This is a genomic window from Cytobacillus sp. FSL H8-0458, assembly GCF_038002165.1.
Classification (GTDB): Bacteria; Bacillota; Bacilli; order Bacillales; family Cytobacillaceae; genus Cytobacillus.
Genome location: NZ_JBBOBR010000001.1, coordinates 157,287 through 176,111, shown reverse-complemented (window position 1 = coordinate 176,111; position 18,825 = coordinate 157,287). Strand labels below are relative to the sequence as shown.

The window sequence follows — 18,825 nt, the reverse complement described above, 5'->3', positions numbered from 1 at the left end:
CCAATAGTTTACCTTGTATAAACTAAATGGACATGCGCTTTATCGCTATAAAGTGATATTGATATAAAGTTTCAATTAGTATAACATGTCTGAATTTTTCTGTCTATATCCATTTAAGACTTGGAGTTTCCATTTTGTTCCTCAAATCTCTGCTTTAACTCCTCAGCAACATTTGCCGGAATGCCTATTTTTCTAAACTCCTCAATTGGTGCCTCTTTCATTTTCTTAACAGATCCAAAGGCCTTCAGCAGCTGTTTCTTTCGCTTTTCACCTATGCCCGGAATTTCATCCAGGATAGACTGAAAGGCACTTTTTCCGCGAAGCTGGCGGTGAAAAGTAATCGCAAAGCGATGAACTTCATCCTGAATCCTCTGCAGCAGGTAGAATTCCTGGCTGTTCCTTGCAAGCGGAATAATTTGAAGCGGATTACCATATAAAAGCTGTGAAGTTCTGTGCTTCTCATCCTTCACCAGGCCTGAAATCGGAATATCCAGACCAAGCTCATTTTCAAGCACATCCCGTACAGCTTCAACATGCCCTTTTCCTCCATCAATCAAGATTAAGTCCGGAAGCGGCAATTCTTCTTTTAGTACCCTTGTATATCTGCGCCGGACCACTTCTCTCATGGATTCATAATCATCAGGACCTTTGACGGACTTTATTTTATATTTTCGATACTCTCTTTTCTCCGGTTTGCCATCAATGAAGACGATCATGGCAGAAACAGGGTCCGTCCCCTGGATATTTGAATTATCAAATGCTTCAATCCGGTGAGGAGTATAAATTCCAAGCTGCTCACCCAGATTTTCAACAGCTTTAATAGTCCGTTCTTCATCACGCTCTATTAAAGAAAACTTCTCCTGGAGAGCAATTTTTGCATTTTTATAAGCAAGCTTCACCAGGTCCTTTTTTTGCCCGCGCTGCGGCTTTAGCACTTTTACATCAAGAAGCTGTTCTGCCATGACTGTATCAACGGAATCGGGTGCCAATATTTCACGGGGTTTAAAGTGATTTGCTTTAGTATAAAACTGGCCGAGGAACGTTAAAATTTCTTCTTCCGGCTCATTATAAATCGGGAACATTGATACATCCCGTTCGATGAGCTTACCCTGCCTGATAAAGAAGACCTGGACACACATCCACCCTTTATCAACTGCATATCCAAATACATCCCGATCTGTAAAATCTGTCATTGTCATTTTTTGCTTTTCCATCGTTGCATCTATATGGGCAATTTTATCTCTGAGCTCTGATGCTCGTTCAAAGTCCAATTCTTCTGCAGCGGCTGTCATTTTTGCAATAAGTTCTTTTTTAATCTCTTTGTATCCGCCATTTAAGAATTTCGCAATTTCATCTGTCATTTGCTTATATTGGTCTTCACTTACTTCCTTTACACATGGTGCAAGACATTGGCCTAAGTGATAATAAAGGCAAACTCTGTCCGGAAGAGTTGAACATTTCCGGAGAGGGTAAATACGGTCGAGCAGCTTTTTTGTTTCATTGGCAGCCTGCACGTTGGGATAAGGACCAAAGTATTTTCCCCTGTCTTTTTTTACTTTTCTGGTTGTAATCAGACGGGGATGGCGTTCGGCCGTCAATTTGATAAATGGGTAGCTCTTATCGTCCTTCAGCATTACATTATATTTGGGATCATATTTCTTGATCAGATTCATCTCTAGAATCAATGCTTCCATATCTGAAGATGTGACAATGTACTCAAAGTCCACGATCTCATTAACAAGTCTTAATGTTTTTCCGTCATGTGAGCCTGTAAAATAGGATCTGACCCGATTTCTGAGAATTTTGGCTTTCCCCACATAGATAATGGTTCCCTGCCTGTCCTTCATTAAATAGCAGCCTGGCTGGGCAGGCAGCAGCATCAGTTTATTTTTTATCGTTTCATTCATGGCACTCCACCTCCCCGATTAAAAATTTTCTTATTGTAAGGATCTTTTAGGAAAGATTTTATCTAACATTAATTTTAAATTTTCTTAATCACTTGGTATGCAAGCTCGCCATGAAGATTAGTCTGCATAATAAAAGCACTGCATTCCAATCTTATTATATCAGCTGGGAAACCTGCAGCATAACTGCTAAACTCAAATGATAAAAAAATCCCGATGTCCGCATGGGACACCGGGAAATTTCTTATAGATTAAGCATGCTTTGAAAGTAATTCAGCAAGAGCTTCTTTCGGCTGGAAGCCAACCGCTTTATCCACCACTTCACCGTCTTTTAGTACGATCAAAGTTGGGATGCTCATTACGCCAAACTTGCCGGCTGTTTCCTGGTTTTCGTCAACATCGATTTTTACAATTTTGACTTTATCGCCCATTTCAGAATCAAGTTCTTCTAATACAGGAGCGATCATTTTACAAGGGCCGCACCATGGAGCCCAGAAATCTGCCAATACTAATCCCGAACCAGTTTCAGCAGTGAAGTTTTGGTCAGTTGCGTGTGTAATAGCCATTTGATATGCCTCCTAAAATTTAACTCAAATACTAACGACAGTATATCATCGTTTATACTATGTTGCGAACAATCTGCTCGATCGTAATTTACCCTATTTGAAGCAGATTATTCCCTTTCTTTCCGCATTGGCATTATGTATAATGGGCGGTCATCTGCCGCCCATTAGCTGTACTGTCTTATGCGTTTACTTTAAGCTTTTTGAACTCTTCTGTTAACAGCGGAACAACCTCAAACAGGTCTCCGACAATACCGTAATCAGCTACTTTAAAGATATTGGCTTCCGGATCTTTGTTAATCGCTACGATTACTTTCGAGTTGGACATCCCCGCTAAGTGCTGAATAGCTCCGGAGATACCGCATGCAATATACAGATCTGGTGTTACCACCTTCCCCGTCTGTCCAATTTGCAGTGAATAGTCGCAATAATCAGCATCACAGGCTCCACGTGATGCACCTACAGCCCCATTTAAAACAGAAGCCAGCTCTTTTAATGGCTCAAAGCCTTCCTCGCTCTTAACACCGCGGCCGCCGGCAATAATAACCTTAGCTTCCGATAAATCAACGCCTTCACTCGCTTTGCGGACAACTTCCTTTATAATTGTCCGAAGATCTTTGATTTCTGCAGCAACAGAAGCAACATCTCCTGATCTTGATTCATCCTTTTCCAAAGGAGCTATGTTATTTGGACGGATTGTTGCAAAAAGAAGGCCATCTGTCACAATTTTCTTTTCAAAGGCTTTGCCTGAATAAATCGGGCGTGTGAAGACCAGATTGCCGCCTGCTTCTTCAAGGCTTGTTACGTCAGAGATTAAACCTGACTCAAGCTTGGCAGCAATTTTAGGAGCAAGATCTTTCCCCATTGCTGTATGTCCAAAAATCAGACCTTCTGGATTTTCGGAATCAATTACAGCCATTAAAGCCTGTGAAAAGCCATCAGGCGTATATTGCTTCAGCTTCTCATCTTCAACTGTTACAACACGGTCAGCACCATAGTGAATCATTTCATTAGCTAAAACGCTTACAGAATCACCAATTAAGACACCTACAACTTCTCCGCCTTCTGATGCAGTCTTACCGGCTGCAACAGCTTCGAAGGATACATTACGCAATGAACCGTCACGGACTTCACCTAACACTAATACTTTTCTAGCCATATGTTTTACCCCCTGCGTTATTATTAATCAGTTATTGATGATCAGACAACTTTAGCTTCAGTATGAAGAAGCTTCACCAGTTCCTTAACTTGATCTTCCAATTCGCCTTCAAGAACTTTTCCTGCTTCTTTTTTAGGCGGCATATAGATTTCAATTGTCTTTGTCTTAGCTTCAACATCGTCCTCATCAAGATCAAGATCGTCAAGCTCAAGCTCATCAAGAGGCTTCTTTTTCGCCTTCATAATTCCTGGCAAGGACGGATAGCGAGGCTCATTCAGACCCTGCTGGGCAGTGACCAATAATGGAAGAGATGTCTCAATTACTTCTGAATCCCCTTCAACATCACGCACTACTGTGGCAGAGCTGCCATTAATATCAAGCTTAGTGATAGTTGTTACATATGAAATTCCCAAAATCTCTGCTACACGCGGTCCAACCTGTCCGGAACCACCATCAATTGCTACATTCCCAGCAATGATTAAGTCAGCATCTTTGTCTTTCAGGAATTCGGATAAGATTTTTGCCGTCGTGAACTGATCCCCATTTTCAACATCATCTTCTGTATTTATTAAAACAGCTTTATCGGCACCCATCGCAAGAGCGGTACGGAGCTGCTTTTCTGCTTCTTCTGTTCCCACAGAAACAACTGTTACTTCTCCCCCATTCGCATCGCGAACCTGGATTGCTTCTTCAATTGCATATTCATCATATGGATTAATGATAAATTCAGCGCCATCTTCATTGATTTTGCCGCCGGAGATTGTAATTTTTTCTTCAGTATCAAATGTTCTCTTCATTAATACGTAGATGTTCATGATTTCCCTCCTAGTAATTAAGCATTGTCATATAACAAAGCCATTAATTAAAACATTTCTTCACTTCGAAAGATTGAAAATATTTAATGCGTACAGAAAGGTTCATCTGCTTCGAACTGCCCGCTTATATTAAAATTGAGCGGGCGCTCGCTCACAGACCATAACTTACCCAATGAATCTTCTGAAGATTAAATTAACCGCTTACATGTCTATTATAATAGATTATTAGGATGAATGTAATCTTTCAGCTCAAATCTTTTAACCGCTATTTTCCGGTGAAGTTTGGCTCCCGCTTATTAATAAATGCAGATATGCCTTCCTTCCCATCTTCAGATACAAATACTTCTCCAAACAGTTCCGCTTCTTTCTTTACACCTTCGTAGAATTGTTCTGTTTTTCCGAAATTTAATAGCTCAATAGCCGCCTTGATGGAGCCTGGGCTCTTCTTGGCAATTTTCTTTGCCATTTTATAGGCATTTTCCAAAAGCTGGTCCTCAGGATAGGCATGGTTAGCCAAGCCGTATTGCACTGCTTCAAGCCCGGTAATTGGGTCACTTGTGAACAGCATTTCAGCTGCACGAGCAGCACCTACATAGCGGGGAAGCCGCTGAGTACCGGCAAAACCGGGAATCAATCCAAGCTGAAGCTCCGGAAGACCGAGCTTTGCGTTTTCAGCTACAAGACGGAAATGACAGCCCATAGCAAGCTCCAGGCCGCCGCCAAGTGCAGCACCATGAATGGCTGCAATAATTGGCTTAGGGAACTTTTCCATCCGATCAAAGAGATTCTGTCCGTAAGTCGCTAAGCTTGAAAAGTCTTCTCCGCTTTCAATAGTTGTAAATTCTTTTATATCAGCACCTGCTGAAAAGAATCTGCCTTCTCCATGAATTAGGATCACTCTAACTTCATTGTTATATTCAACTTCATCCAGTACAGCTGAAAGCTCTTTTAATACACCTGATGAAAGAGCATTTGCAGGCGGACGTTCAATTGTAATCGTCGCTACGAAGTCCTTATGGGACCATTTCAGGTATTCCATCCTATCACTCCTACTATATTATTGAGCACTTTAACAGCTTCAAGGTTTTCCGCACCCGCTGATTAAAAGTTTATGAACAGGCGCTGCCAATGCAGTAAGATCATATTTCTGCTCATTCATTACCCATGTGGTCACTGTTTCGTCCATGGTGCCAAAAATCATCTGGCGTGCCAGCCTGATGTCCAGGTCTGCTGGAAACTCACCGCTTTCCCTGCCGTCATCAAGAATCCTTTCCACTAAAGTGAGGTAGCCTTTCAGCACCTCATTAATTTTATGGCGGAGATCTTTATTGGACTGCCTCAACTCGAGCTGGGTTACAATTGCCAGGTGCTTGTCTTCTGAGAGCATTCTAAAGTGCGATTCTACCATCATTAATAGTTTCTCTGCAGCTTTCTCTTTTCCTGCAATTTTTTCTTCAATTTTCTCAACAAAGTAGCCCATTTTATCCTGAAAGAGGGATATTAATATATCTTCTTTGTTTTTAAAATATAAGTAGATGGTGCCATCAGCGACACCAGCCTGTTTGGCAATCTTTGATACCTGAGCCTGGTGATAGCCATTTTCAGCGATCACAACTACAGCCGCATCAATAATTTGCCGGTATTTAGGCTTTGTTTTTTTCATGTGGCTCCCTCCTTTCAGAATAAACGGGGCATTGATTTCTAGAGCAGCAGGCCGGGGTAAATTCCTTGCCTGCTGCCGGGATCAGCCAATCCACTTGGTTTATTTTTTGGAAAAATAATACTAAAATGAATGAATCGTCATTCATATTTTTATAATAGTAGGACAATTCATTTGTGTCAAGAATTTCTCTGTAAATATATTTTATTATTGCATTTCCTTTATATCTGGACAAGCTTATTGCTTCAAAAATAAAGAGCCGATTGAAAATCGGTCTCTGAAGCTAAGCCCGCTTTTCCTCTTCTTCTTTAAATTTCTTCTTTTCTTCATCCACTAATGCTCTTCTCAGTATTTTTCCAACTGCTGTCTTAGGAAGCTCTCCGCGGAATTCATATAGACGTGGAACTTTATAAGCTGCCAGATGCTTTCTTGCAAACTGATCCAGTTCATCTTCCGCTGCCTCTTTTCCCTCCTTCAGCACAATATAAGCTTTTACTGTTTCTCCGCGATACGGGTCCGGTATACCAGCCACAACCACTTCCTGTACTGCTGGATGCTCATATAGCACTTCTTCTATTTCACGCGGGTAAATATTGAATCCCCCTGCAATAATCATATCCTTCTTCCTGTCCACTACATAGAAATATCCATTCTCATCCATATAGCCCAGATCACCTGTGAGAAGCCAGCCATCTCTTAAGGTTTGCTCCGTTTCTTCCGGGCGGTTCCAATACCCTTTCATTACCTGAGGACCTTTAACCGCAATTTCGCCAACTTCTCCTGCCGGAAGTGCTTCTCCTGTCTCCAGTGAAAAAATAGCTGCATCTGTATCAGGCCATGGGACACCTATACTGCCTTTGACGCGGGGGCGATCCCATAAGAAGTTTGCATGTGTAACAGGTGATGATTCAGTCAAACCGTAGCCTTCTACAAGCTTGCCTCCTGTTACTTCCTCAAATTTCTGCTGGACTTCAACTGGCAGGGCAGCAGATCCGCTGATGCAGGAGTCTATAGAAGATAGATCATATTTTTTTATATCCGGATGGTTCAATAGCCCAATGTAAATCGTAGGGGCGCCAGGAAATAAGGTCGGCCTTTGTTTATGAATGGTTTTCAAGGTAGTTTCGGGATCAAACTTCGGGAGGAGTACCATTTTATGCGCATCCATTACAGATAAAATCATGACAGTTGTCATTCCATACACGTGAAAGAATGGCAGTATGCCAAGCACTACCTCCTCGCCGCGCCTGCACTTATAAAGCCAGGCCTTGCACATTGCTGTATTGGATACCAGGTTGCTGTGCGATAGCATGACACCCTTTGGAAAACCAGTCGTGCCGCCTGTGTACTGCAATAATGCCAAGTCTTCTTCAAAATCGAAGTCATGGATTCTAAGAGGCTCAGCCGGTCTTTTTAATATTTCTGTCAGCAAATGATTATGACCTTCATGTTTTACATTTACAACAATACCATACTGTTTTTTCTGGATATAAGGATATATTAGATTTTTAGGGAATGGAAGTGCATCTTTGATTGCTGTTACAATTATATGCTTCAATTCTGTCTGCGGCATCACTTTGGTCACTCTGGGAAATAAGATATCCATTGTAATGATCGCTTTTGCTTCTGAATCTTTCATTTGGTATTCCAATTCCCGTTCCATGTACAGCGGATTTGTCTGGACAACAATCCCGCCAGCCATCAGAATTCCGTAATAGCTGATAACGGACTGAGGAGTATTCGGAAGCATGATCGCTACGCGGTCTCCCTTTTCAATTCCAAGACTCTGCAAATATGCAGCAAGCTTTAGGGAAGATTCATATATATATTTATATGTGAATTCCTTACCCATAAAGTGGATTGCTATTTTTTCCGGAAATTCTTCTGCAGCATTTTTCAAATAATCCTGTACCGGCTGTTTTGGATATGACAAAGTTGAGGGGATTTCTGCCGGATATTGCTTAAGCCATGGTTTTGCTTCTGCCATTTTGTCCCTCCTTTATACTTGCTAAACTTTCAGAAAAGCGATGTACGCCTTCTAAACTTTTTGAACATTCTAATTGTTCGTTCTTATTATAATATAATGCTGTATCTATGACAATTAGAATAAGACCTTGCACTCAGGAAGAAATTTTTCCATAGGTTGTCCAGTCGATTGGTAATGATAAAAATAAAAAAATCGCCATATGAATTGGCGATTTCCTCATTTCCCTATTTCACAAAAATATTATGCAATGAAAAATATATAAATGGCCCCTATAAGAAGAAATACTCCGCTAAGAACCAGCAGAACCTTTGCTAACTTTTCCAATGTTAATTCTCTCCTTATACTAAACCTGCACCAATTACATAAGATAAACCGATTGACAGCACCATGGAAATAAAGCCGACAGCTTTGTTATTATTCTCAATTTCTTCGTCTATTCTAAACTTTGGTGTTAAAAATTCAAATATGAAATAGCCGATTAACAAAAGAAAGAAGCCAAAAACTCCCCAGGTAATCATTGTCAGCAGGGTATCATTATGCATGATGGAGTGCCTGAAGATATTGGCGATCCCAAAAATTTTCCCGCCGGTCGCCATCGCTACAGCAAGATTCCCGTTTTTTATTTCGTCCCAATTGCGATACTTGGTGACTAATTCAAAAACTGCTAAAAAAACGATCATACACAAAATGACAACACTGTAATAAGCAGCTGTCTGGATAAACTCATTTTCCCAAAATTCTTTCATTTAAATTCTCCCCGCCGGTATTAAATTCCCCCCCCTGTGAATAATCATAAGGGGAAAGGAAGCTTATTTGAATTCAACGATTGTAACCCCTGTGCCGCCTTCTCCAGCTTCTCCAAACCGGATTTTCTTTACTGATCTGTGATTTCTCAAATATTCCTGAACACCCTGCCTCAATGCACCAGTCCCTTTACCATGAATGATGGAGACACGGGGATATCCAGCCAGCAGGGCATCGTCTATATACTTCTCCACTCTTAAGAGCGCGTTTTCATAGCGCTCGCCCCGTAAATCAAGCTCAAGGCTTACGTGAAAATCTCTTCCTTTCACCGTTGCGACCGGTTTTGTTTCTACAGGTTTTGGGCTTTTAATGTATTCCAGATCCTTTTCGGCCACTTTCATTTTCAGGATACCAATCTGTACCAGCCATTCGTTCTCAGAGACCTTTTCAAGCAGATGCCCCTTTTGCCCAAAACTCAGAACCTTAACTTCATCGCCGGCTTCAAAAACGTGTTTATTATTCTTTGGCTTTAGTTTATTTTTGGCTGTGCTTATCTGAGGTGCAGCATCGGACAGGCGTTTCTTTGCTTCTATCAGCTCATGCTCCTTCACCTCAGCATGTTTCTCCATCCGCATCTTTCTTAAGTCACGGATAATCTCTTCCGCTTCAGCCTTTGCTTTCTCAACGATATCGCCGGCTTTCTCTGCAGCCTTCTCATGCATAGCATCTTTTTGCTCATAAAATTCAGCCATTTGCTTTTGCAGATCTTTATGGAGTTTTTCTGCGCTTTTTAAAAAGTCATTGGCTTCGGCCATGTCAGCCTCTGCTTGTCTGCGGCTTTCCTCCAGCGAAGCAATCATATTTTCAACCTGATTTGTATCTGTTCCGATATAGGATCGTGCTGTCTCAATCACTTGATCATTGAGCCCAAGCCGTTTGGATATTTCAAAAGCATTGCTTCGGCCCGGAACCCCAATCAGCAGCTTATAGGTTGGACTTAGCGTTTCAATATCAAATTCTACACTGGCATTGATAACTCCTTCTCTGTTATAGCCATAGGCTTTCAGTTCAGGGTAATGAGTTGTGGCAATAACTCTTGCACCCCGCTTGTATACTTCATCAAGAATGGAAATCGCGAGAGCTGCACCTTCCTGCGGATCTGTGCCTGCACCAAGCTCATCGAATAAAACCAGACTATTGAAATCAACCTGGTTAAGGATATCCACGATATTAACCATATGAGAAGAAAAGGTACTTAAGCTTTGTTCAATTGACTGTTCATCTCCGATATCAGCATAAACATTTCCGAAGACAGCCGTTTCAGAACCATCAAGCGCCGGAATTTGCAAACCGGCCTGTGCCATTAATGTACAAAGCCCTACTGTTTTTAAGGTAACTGTCTTACCGCCGGTATTAGGTCCCGTTATGACTATGGTTGAATAATCATCTCCAAGCTTTATATCATTTGCCACCACTTCATCAATTGGTATAAGCGGATGCCGGGCTTTGAATAATGAAATTTTCCCTTGATTATTAATTTTTGGCTTGGAGGCTTTGATGCGTTTACTGTATCTGGCTTTCGCAAACGTAAAATCGACTTCTCCGAGCACATCTACAATGGTTTCCAGTTCACTGCTATTCTCAGCTGTCTGTCCTGATAGCGCTATGAGAATCCGTTCAATCTCCTGCTGTTCTTTTACCCTGATGCCCTGTAATTCATTGTTCAGCTGAACAATGGACGCGGGCTCAATGAATAATGTCTGGCCTGATGAACTTTGGTCATGGATTATGCCTCCATAATGCCCCCGGTACTCCTGCTTTACAGGTATGACAAATCGGTCATTTCGGATTGTAATAATCGCATCGGAAAGCATTTTTTGTGCACTGGAAGACCGAATCATACTCTCCAGCCGCTCCCTTACACGCGATTCTTTCGTACGAAGCTGATTTCGAAGGGAACGGAGAGTCTCGCTCGCACTATCAAGAACTTCCCCATTGTCATCGACCGCATTGCGGATAGATGTTTCCAAATCGGCCAGAACGATAATTTTATCTGTATACCCCAATAAGATCGGCAGACTGCTTTCTTCCTCGGCAAATTCCTCGATGAATCGTTTCATCTGCCTGCTTGCATGAATCGTGCTGGCTATCTGGTTAAGTTCCTGGGGACTTAGCATTCCGCCAATAACCGCCCGCTTCACATGAGGACGGATATCAAAAATGCCGCCAAGCGGTACATTCCCTTTAATTCTAAGCACTGTTACGGCTTCATCTGTTTCTTCCTGCCTGCGGATTACTTCTTCATAGTCAGTTGAAGGAAGAATATTTATGGCCTTTTTTCTTCCCAAGGATGAAGAAACATGTTCCAGCAGCTGTTCCTTCACTTTATTGAACTCAAGTATCTTCAATACTCTTTCTTGCATGAGGACTTTCCCCTTTCATGCCCAATTTTCTTACTGGCGTTCTCTCAGAAATTTGAGCAAATCTTCTGTTTCCATGGCATTTAGAACGGATTCTTTCTTGATCCATCCTTTCTTTGCCGCAGAAACACCGATTTCCATGTGATTTAGAGTGTCTATTTTATGTGCATCTGTATTAATCACTATTTTCACACCGGCTTCCTGAGCTTGTCTGATATGTTCAGCAGCAAGATCAAGCCGGTTCGGATTTGCATTCAGCTCAAGGGCTGTATTTGTTTCCCTGGCGAGCTCGATGAGCATTTCCATGTCTACTTCATAGCCTTCCCTGCGGCCGATCAATCTTCCCGTAGGGTGGGCAATAATGTCTACATGGGCATTCTGCAGCGCCGTTTTCAAACGGTCCATGATTTTTTCCTTCGGCTGTGAAAAAGAAGAATGGATGGAAGCAATGACAATGTCCAGCTCCTCCAGAAGTTCATCGTCATAATCGAGCGATCCGTCAGGCAAAATATCCATTTCTACCCCTGATAATATTGTGAAATCACTGAATTGCTCATTAAGCTGCTTTATTTCTTCTTTCTGTCTGCGAAGCCTTTCGGCTGTTAAACCGTTCGCCACTCTCAGGTACTGGGAATGGTCTGTAATAGCCATGTATTTATAGCCGCGGGCACGGCACGCTTCGATCATTTCCTCTATGGAATAGGCACCATCACTCCAGGTTGAGTGCATATGAAGATCACCCTTAATATCTTCAAGAGATATTAATTCCATGTCTTGCGTATATTCATCCACTTCTTTCCCATCTTCTCTAATTTCAGGCGGGAAGAGCGGAAGTCCGAAATGGGCGTAAAATTCCTCTTCATCTTTAAAAGTAAGGATTTCGCCTGTTTCTGTATTTTCGACTCCATATTCACTGATTTTTTCCCCGCGCTCTTTTGCAAGCTGGCGCATTCTGACATTATGGTCCTTTGATCCAGTAAAGTGATGGAGTGTTGTAGCAAATTCATGCGGCTCAACTAATCGGAAATCAGCCGATATATCATAGGAATGCTGAAACACCACGGAAACCTTTGTATCTCCTGCGGCAATTACTTCTTTGATGCCGGCTAGACTTAATAACTGTTCTTTGACAGAAGCAGGATTGTCAGTAGCTATAATAAAGTCGAGGTCTTTGATTGTTTCCCTCATTCTCCTTAAGCTTCCTGCCCTTGAATACTTATTTATATCCTTCATTTCAGCCAGGGCTGCTTCTATGCCTTCTGCTATCGGCAGCATGAATGCAAGCGGGAGCCGTTCCGGTCTGGTTCCTGCATTTTCAAGGGCAGAGAGTATCTTATCTTCAGATTTTTCCCCGAAGCCTGCCAGTCCCCGGACCTTCTTATTGCGGCATGCATCCTCAAGGTCTGCAGCATTTTCGACGCCCAGCTCTTTATATAGCTTGGCAATTTTCTTGCCGCCAAGTCCCGGGAGCTGAAGCAGAGGAATTAATCCAGCAGGGACTTCTTCTTTCAGTTCATCCAGAACGGAAGACTTTCCTTCTTTGATGTACTCCTCTATAACAGCAGCGGTTCCTTTTCCAATACCGGATAGCTTTGTAAAGTCATCAATTTCAGTCAAGCTTTCATCATTTGATTCAAGTGCGAGTGCCGCTTTTCGGAAGGCGGCTGTCTTGAACGGATTTTCTCCTTTTAACTCCATATAAACAGCGATTGTTTCTAAAAGTCTGACAACATCTTTTTTATTTATGCCCATGAAAACCACCTGCCCGTAACTGTATTCGTATTCGTATCCGTATTATCTCTTATTTTGCAGTGCAACTTCAAATCATGGCTATTTTAAGAAAAGAGGAAGCGCCTTGCCCACCCCCAACACCTCAAGGGGGTAGGCGCTGGAGCTAGACAGTTATCGACGTTCAAAGTCTTACTTGTCTCTCAAAAAGAAAACTTCTCTAGAAATAGAGAAGTTACGCAGCCATATATTCAACCCACATTTCTTTGAGCTGGTTAGAGAGAACAGGCGTATTCTTAACCATTAATTCTGCCATAAAGGAATTATTGATCGGCCCCTGCAGGACTTCAATTGGAACGAGTGCTGCTATGTATAATAGAATAAACATGATAAGATAGACTTCGATAAATCCGAGAATTCCGCCAGCCCAAACATTCAGCTGTTTCAGGACCGGAAGATGGGCAACAAAGTCGAGCATGCTTCCAATAATCTGAAGTAATATTTTTACCGCAAAAAAAATCACGACAAATGCAATGGCGCGATAGTAAGCATCTTCAAGATCTGCATTCTCAAATAACGTCTTAATCGCCGAGTCACTGCTAAAGCTTGGATATGGCACCCATAAGGTCAGCTTAGGCGCAAGCTCACCGTAATACATACGGGCAACAATGAAAGCAATAATGAATCCGGTGAGATGAATTAATTGGAGGATAAACCCTCTTTTCAAGCCTATTAAAAAACCAAAAACCAAAATAATGATAATTGCAAGATCCAGCATGACTACTTTCCGTCCTTTACTCTATTTAATTCGTTTTCCAGCCGTTCCAGACGGTCTGTTAGCTTTATATAATCATTAACAGCATTGACTGCGGTCAGCACGGCCAGCTTACTAATGTCGAGTGAAGGATTCTTCGAACTGATCTCACGCATTTTATCGTCAACCAGCGAAGCGACAAGGCGAACATGGCTGGAGCTTTCTGAGCCAACTATTACATATTGCTGTCCATAAATATCTACACTTGTTCGGTTTCTTTGTATCTCTGACAACGTCCATGCCCCCTTCTTTAAAGAATCCTAATCAATATCATAACACGAACGCATATTGGTGGGAAGTCAAAGCATGTCAGAATAGCTCGGGTAATGCAATATTTTTCCAAATACAGGTAATAAATTCAACAGTAAACGAAGATGAGGAGAATTAATATGAGCCAGGTAGTACTTTTAAAAAAAGCAAGTGAAATCTCAAAAATGAAGGCCCATTATTCAGGCAGCCTAAATGACAAGCAGCCTCCAGGAAGCGTATTTGCTGCAAAAGTGCCAGGATGTTCGATCACTGCCTATAAATCAGGCAAGGTCCTCTTCCAGGGGAGCGGATGTGAAGCAGAGGCTAAAAAGTGGGGAGATACCGCACACAGTGCACAGCCCAGCAAAAAAACCAGCCCTGCCGCAGCAAATCTCCCGGAAAATATCAGTTCCCTTTCAGTCATAGGTTCAGATGAAGTGGGCACCGGGGATTATTTTGGCCCCATTACGGTGGTTGCAGCTTACGTAAAAAAAGAGCAAATCCCTTTGCTGAAGGAGCTTGGAGTTAAGGATTCAAAAAATCTGGGAGATGAAAAAATCATTGAAATCGCAAAACAGATTAAAGATATCGTTCCCCACAGCCTATTAACACTGCATAATGAAAAATACAATAAGCTTCAGCAATCAGGGATGTCACAGGGGAAAATTAAAGCATTGCTGCACAATCAGGCAATCGGGCATGTTCTAGGAAAAATCTCTCCTGAAAAGCCTGAAGCCATTCTGATTGACCAATTTGCCAAGGAAGAAATTTACTTCAACTATTTGAAAAACCAGCAGACCATACAGAGGGAGCGGGTCTTTTTCAGCACAAAAGCGGAAGGAATTCATCTGGCAGTTGCAGCAGCATCCATCCTGGCACGCTATGCGTTTGTGCGCCACTTTGAAAACCTTAGCACAAAGGCCGGTTTCCGGCTCACTAAAGGCGCCGGTCCGAAGGTTGATGAGGCAGCTGCCCGGCTTATTAAGGAAAAAGGGCGAGAGGTATTGCCTTCTTTTGTAAAACTGCACTTTGCGAATACTGAAAAGGCAATGAAGCTGTATAGCAGGAAGTACAACTGATGATGACGCAGTCAATTTAGGGAGATTGGCTTCTTTTTTAACGTTTAAGGAGACCATCCTTTTAAGTATATCTTTGTCGGCCAATAATCAGAGTTTATCGGCCATTATTGGGTATTTATCAGTCAAAATGAGAGATATATAGGCCAAACGAGCTCTTTTATCGGCCAAACAAAGAAAAGGCAGCCCCCAGGCTGCCTTCCTCATTTTATCCTCTCAATACTGCTCCGGCTTTTTCCTTCACAGCTTCTAATACTTTGTCATGCGCTTTTGTTACATCTTCATCCGTTAGAGTACGTTCAGGGTCGAAGTATTTAAGGGAGAAAGCAAGCGATTTTTTGCCTGGCTCCATCCGTTCGCCTTCGTACAAGTCAAAAACATGGACGTCTTTCAATAATTTGCCGCCAGCTTCTTTAATGATACCTTTAAGCTCGCCTGCTGCAGTTCCCTGATCTGCTACAAGTGCAATATCTCTTGTGATTGAAGGGAAACGCGGAATAGCTTCATACTGCAAAGGTGAAACTTCTTCTTCCAGAATCGCCTTTAATGATAGCTCAAATGCATAGGTTTCTTTCAAATCAAGCTCTTTTTCGACAGTCGGATGGATTTGGCCAACAAATCCCACTGATTCCCCGGAAAGCAATACTTCTGCAGTTCTGCCAGGATGCATTCCATCCTTTTGCGCTTGACGGAATTCAATCTTATCAGAAAGTCCCAGCTTTTCAAATAATCCTTCAAGGATACCTTTTACAACGTAGAAATCAACCGGCTTCTTTTCTCCCTGCCATGGATGGCTGTGCCATAGGCCAGTAACCGCACCGGCAAGATGCTCACGCTCTTCAGGCAATTCCTCTTCTCCATTGGAGAGGAACACTGCTCCTGTTTCATAAACAGCCAGGCTGTCGTTCTGGCGAGCCGAATTATATTTTAATACCTCCAGAAGCTGAGGAACAATACTTAATCGAAGCAGACTGCGATCTTCACTCATAGGCATTGCCAGCTGCACAGGCTTGCGTTCTTCCAGTGCATATTGAGTCGCTTTTGCTTCATTTGTTAATGAATAAGTTACTGCCTGATAAAGTCCCGCACCTTCAAGGCAGCGGCGGACCAATCTGCGTTTGTTCTGGTATTGAGTAAGATGCCCTGGTGTTGATGAACCAACCGGTAAAGTTGATGCCAGGTTATCGTAGCCAAATAATCGGCCAACTTCTTCAATCAGGTCTTCTTCAATCGTGATGTCGCCTCTGCGAGTTGGAACTGTAACTGTAATTGTATCGTTATCAGTATTCGTTGCAAATTGAAGTCGGGCAAAAATATCCTCTACTTCTTTCATGGATAATTTCGTGCCAAGGACACGATTGATTTTTTCAAGCGTTACAGACACAACAGCAGGCTCCACTTGCAGTGCATCTGCTTCCGCAGAACCTTCAAGCACTTCCCCGCCCGCATATTGTGCAAGCAATTGAACAGCTCTTTCCCCAGCAGCTCTAACTCTGTTTGGATCCACACCTTTTTCAAAGCGTGCACTTGCTTCGCTTCTTAATCCATGGTCTTTTGAAGCTTTTCTAACCGTTGCCCCTTTAAAATACGCTGATTCGATAAGTACATTTTTTGTGTCCGACTGTACTTCAGAATTGGCCCCGCCCATGACACCCGCAAGTGCAATTGGCTCTGTCCCATTTGTTATTAAAAGATGATCTGATGTTAACTTACGCTTTGCATCATCAAGAGTGATAATCACTTCGCCATCATTTGCTCTGCGGACAAGGATTTGCTTTGATCCCAGCCGGTCATAATCGAAAGCATGCAGCGGCTGGCCGTATTCAAGCAAAATATAGTTTGTGATATCCACCACGTTATTGTGAGGACGAATGCCTGCTGCCATTAAACGCGCCTGCATCCATACCGGAGATGGGCCAACCTTTACATTTTTTACAACCTTCGCAACGTAAAGAGGATTATCTTCTTTTGCGTCCACCTGAACTTCAATATAATCAGAAGCTTTTTCAGAAATAGAATCAGCCTGCGGCTCAGGAAGCTTTACTTCCCTTCCTAAAATAGCTGCCACTTCATATGCAACACCCAGCATGCTTAAGCAGTCAGAGCGGTTCGGAGTCAATCCAAGCTCCAGAATCTGGTCGTCACGATTAAGCTGTTCAAGAGCATCCTGGCCAACCTCTGTATCATTAGGAAAAACATAAATGCCTTCAGAGTATTCCTTTGCAATCAGCTTGCTTTCAATGCCGAGCTCTTGAAGCGAACAGATCATACCATTCGATTCTTCACCGCGAAGCTTGGCACGCTTTATTTTAAAATTGCCTGGAAGCACAGCTCCTACTGTAGCCACGGCCACTTTCTGTCCCTTATCCACATTCGGGGCACCGCATATGATCTGTACAGGCTCACCAGCCCCTGTATCGACTAAACATTTATTCAGTTTATCAGCATTTGGGTGCTGTTCCCTTTCAAGGACATGCCCTACAACAACACCTTTGATGCCTTCATTCAAAACCTCTACGCCTTCAACTTCAATACCGCTTTTAGTAATCTTTTCTGCAAGCTCTGCAGGTGTAACGCCTGATAAATCAACATATTCCTGCAGCCATTTATATGAAACGAACATTTGTGATCCTCCTTAGTTAATCCCTAGATCCGGGCTTTCTAATTATTCATGAATTGAAAATTGCTTCAAGAAACGCACATCATTTGTGTAGAAGTGACGAATATCATCTACTCCATACTTCAGCATGGCAATTCGCTCAGGACCCATTCCGAATGCAAAGCCTGTGTATTTCTTAGAATCGAAGCCTGCCATCTCAAGAACATTTGGATGAACCATTCCTGCACCAAGAATTTCAATCCAGCCAGTGCCTTTACATACGCTGCAGCCTTTTCCGCCGCAAATTTTACAGGAAATATCCATTTCCACAGATGGCTCTGTAAACGGGAAGAAACTTGGGCGAAGACGGATTTCCCTGTCATCACCGAACATTTTCTTTGCAAAGACCTCCAATGTTCCTTTTAAATCAGTCATGCGGATATTTTCATCTACAACAAGTCCCTCTATTTGCATGAACTGGTGGGAGTGTGTAGCGTCGTCATTATCACGGCGATATACTTTACCCGGGCAGATGATTTTAACTGGTCCCTTGCCTTCATGCTTCTCCATTGTTCTTGCCTGTACCGGCGAAGTATGGGTTCGAAGGAGAATGTCTTCTGTAATATAGAAGGAATCCTGCATATCCCGGGCAGGATGGCCTTTAGGAAGATTCAATGCTTCAAAATTATAATAATCTTTTTCAACTTCAGGGCCTTCAGCTACTGTATAACCCATTCCAATGAACAAATCTTCGATTTCTTCAATAATTCGCGTCAGCGGATGGTGATTTCCTGATTTAACAGGTCTTCCTGGAAGAGTGACATCAATTTTTTCGGCAGCCAGTTTTTCCTGAACAGCCGCTTCCTCCAGATGCTTTTGCTTTTCCTCAATTCCGGCAGCAATGCTGTCCCGCACTTCATTCGCAAGGGCTCCCATTTTTGGACGCTCTTCCGCAGACAATTTCCCCATTCCTTTAAGCACTTCAGTAATCGGGCCTTTTTTGCCTAAATAGGATACACGGATATCATTTAGCTCTTTCAAATCAGCTGCTGTGCTGATCTTTTCTAACGCTTCAGTTTGCAGTTCCTTTAAACGCTCTTGCATCTG

Annotated in this window: 16 protein-coding genes; 1 reads left to right on the top strand and 15 read right to left on the bottom strand. The window is 42.5% G+C overall.

All coding sequences use genetic code 11. The annotated features are described in order from the left end of the window. Window positions 1-113: 113 nt before the first annotated feature. The 13 genes from uvrC to zapA all read right to left on the bottom strand — a co-directional run bounded on the left by uvrC (window position 114) and on the right by zapA (window position 14,027). Window positions 114-1,907, bottom strand: a complete 1,794-nt coding sequence (gene uvrC / locus NYE23_RS00795) for an excinuclease ABC subunit UvrC (protein ID WP_341074841.1) — start codon at window positions 1,905-1,907, stop codon at window positions 114-116. A 248-nt stretch (window positions 1,908-2,155) separates the two neighbouring features. Beyond that, a complete protein-coding gene (gene trxA, locus NYE23_RS00790; protein ID WP_035330252.1) occupies window positions 2,156-2,470 on the bottom strand; it encodes a thioredoxin in 315 nt (104 codons plus the stop codon). 178 nt (window positions 2,471-2,648) lie between these two features. Continuing rightward, window positions 2,649-3,626: an electron transfer flavoprotein subunit alpha/FixB family protein gene (locus tag NYE23_RS00785; RefSeq protein WP_341074840.1), complete on the bottom strand. Its 978-nt coding sequence runs from the start codon at window positions 3,624-3,626 to the stop codon at window positions 2,649-2,651. Window positions 3,627-3,667: 41 nt separating this feature from the next. Beyond that, window positions 3,668-4,441 (bottom strand): electron transfer flavoprotein subunit beta/FixA family protein, encoded by a 774-nt coding sequence (locus NYE23_RS00780; protein ID WP_251168405.1) that lies wholly within the window; start codon window positions 4,439-4,441, stop codon window positions 3,668-3,670. A 265-nt stretch (window positions 4,442-4,706) separates the two neighbouring features. Further along, the gene (locus tag NYE23_RS00775) at window positions 4,707-5,480 is read right to left on the bottom strand and encodes an enoyl-CoA hydratase (protein ID WP_341074839.1); all 774 of its coding nucleotides are present in this window, start codon (window positions 5,478-5,480) and stop codon (window positions 4,707-4,709) included. A gap of 39 nt (window positions 5,481-5,519) precedes the next feature. After that, complete coding sequence (locus tag NYE23_RS00770; protein ID WP_341074838.1) at window positions 5,520-6,104, bottom strand: TetR/AcrR family transcriptional regulator; 585 nt, start codon at window positions 6,102-6,104, stop codon at window positions 5,520-5,522. Continuing rightward, window positions 6,085-6,336, bottom strand: coding sequence for a hypothetical protein (locus NYE23_RS00765; protein WP_341074837.1), 252 nt, complete (start codon window positions 6,334-6,336; stop codon window positions 6,085-6,087). The genes NYE23_RS00770 and NYE23_RS00765 overlap by 20 nt, the downstream gene beginning before the upstream one ends. 48 nt (window positions 6,337-6,384) lie before the next feature. Beyond that, window positions 6,385-8,088 carry a long-chain-fatty-acid--CoA ligase gene (locus NYE23_RS00760; RefSeq protein ID WP_341074836.1) on the bottom strand — a complete coding sequence of 568 codons (1,704 nt, stop codon included), beginning with the start codon at window positions 8,086-8,088 and terminating at the stop codon, window positions 6,385-6,387. Between the two features lie 338 nt (window positions 8,089-8,426). Then, window positions 8,427-8,834 (bottom strand): DUF350 domain-containing protein, encoded by a 408-nt coding sequence (locus NYE23_RS00755; protein WP_048011928.1) that lies wholly within the window; start codon window positions 8,832-8,834, stop codon window positions 8,427-8,429. Between the two features lie 63 nt (window positions 8,835-8,897). After that, complete coding sequence (locus NYE23_RS00750; protein ID WP_341074835.1) at window positions 8,898-11,255, bottom strand: endonuclease MutS2; 2,358 nt, start codon at window positions 11,253-11,255, stop codon at window positions 8,898-8,900. 30 nt (window positions 11,256-11,285) lie between these two features. Continuing rightward, complete coding sequence (gene polX / locus NYE23_RS00745; RefSeq protein WP_341074834.1) at window positions 11,286-13,004, bottom strand: DNA polymerase/3'-5' exonuclease PolX; 1,719 nt, start codon at window positions 13,002-13,004, stop codon at window positions 11,286-11,288. A 211-nt stretch (window positions 13,005-13,215) separates the two neighbouring features. Continuing rightward, a complete protein-coding gene (locus NYE23_RS00740; RefSeq protein WP_341074833.1) occupies window positions 13,216-13,758 on the bottom strand; it encodes a CvpA family protein in 543 nt (180 codons plus the stop codon). Between the two features lie 2 nt (window positions 13,759-13,760). Then, window positions 13,761-14,027, bottom strand: a complete 267-nt coding sequence (zapA, locus tag NYE23_RS00735) for a cell division protein ZapA (protein ID WP_009333202.1) — start codon at window positions 14,025-14,027, stop codon at window positions 13,761-13,763. 156 nt (window positions 14,028-14,183) lie between these two features. On the opposite strand from zapA, the gene rnhC reads away from it, so the two are divergent. Further along, complete coding sequence (rnhC, locus tag NYE23_RS00730) at window positions 14,184-15,122, top strand: ribonuclease HIII (protein ID WP_341074831.1); 939 nt, start codon at window positions 14,184-14,186, stop codon at window positions 15,120-15,122. A 205-nt stretch (window positions 15,123-15,327) separates the two neighbouring features. On the opposite strand, the gene pheT is transcribed toward rnhC, so the two are convergent. Together pheT and pheS are read right to left on the bottom strand one after the other, a co-directional pair. Beyond that, window positions 15,328-17,742 carry a phenylalanine--tRNA ligase subunit beta gene (gene pheT / locus NYE23_RS00725; protein ID WP_341074830.1) on the bottom strand — a complete coding sequence of 805 codons (2,415 nt, stop codon included), beginning with the start codon at window positions 17,740-17,742 and terminating at the stop codon, window positions 15,328-15,330. 42 nt (window positions 17,743-17,784) lie between these two features. Beyond that, entirely contained in the window at window positions 17,785-18,822 is a 1,038-nt protein-coding gene (gene pheS / locus NYE23_RS00720) for a phenylalanine--tRNA ligase subunit alpha (RefSeq protein WP_159344865.1), read from the bottom strand. Between the last annotated feature and the right edge of the window lie 3 nt (window positions 18,823-18,825).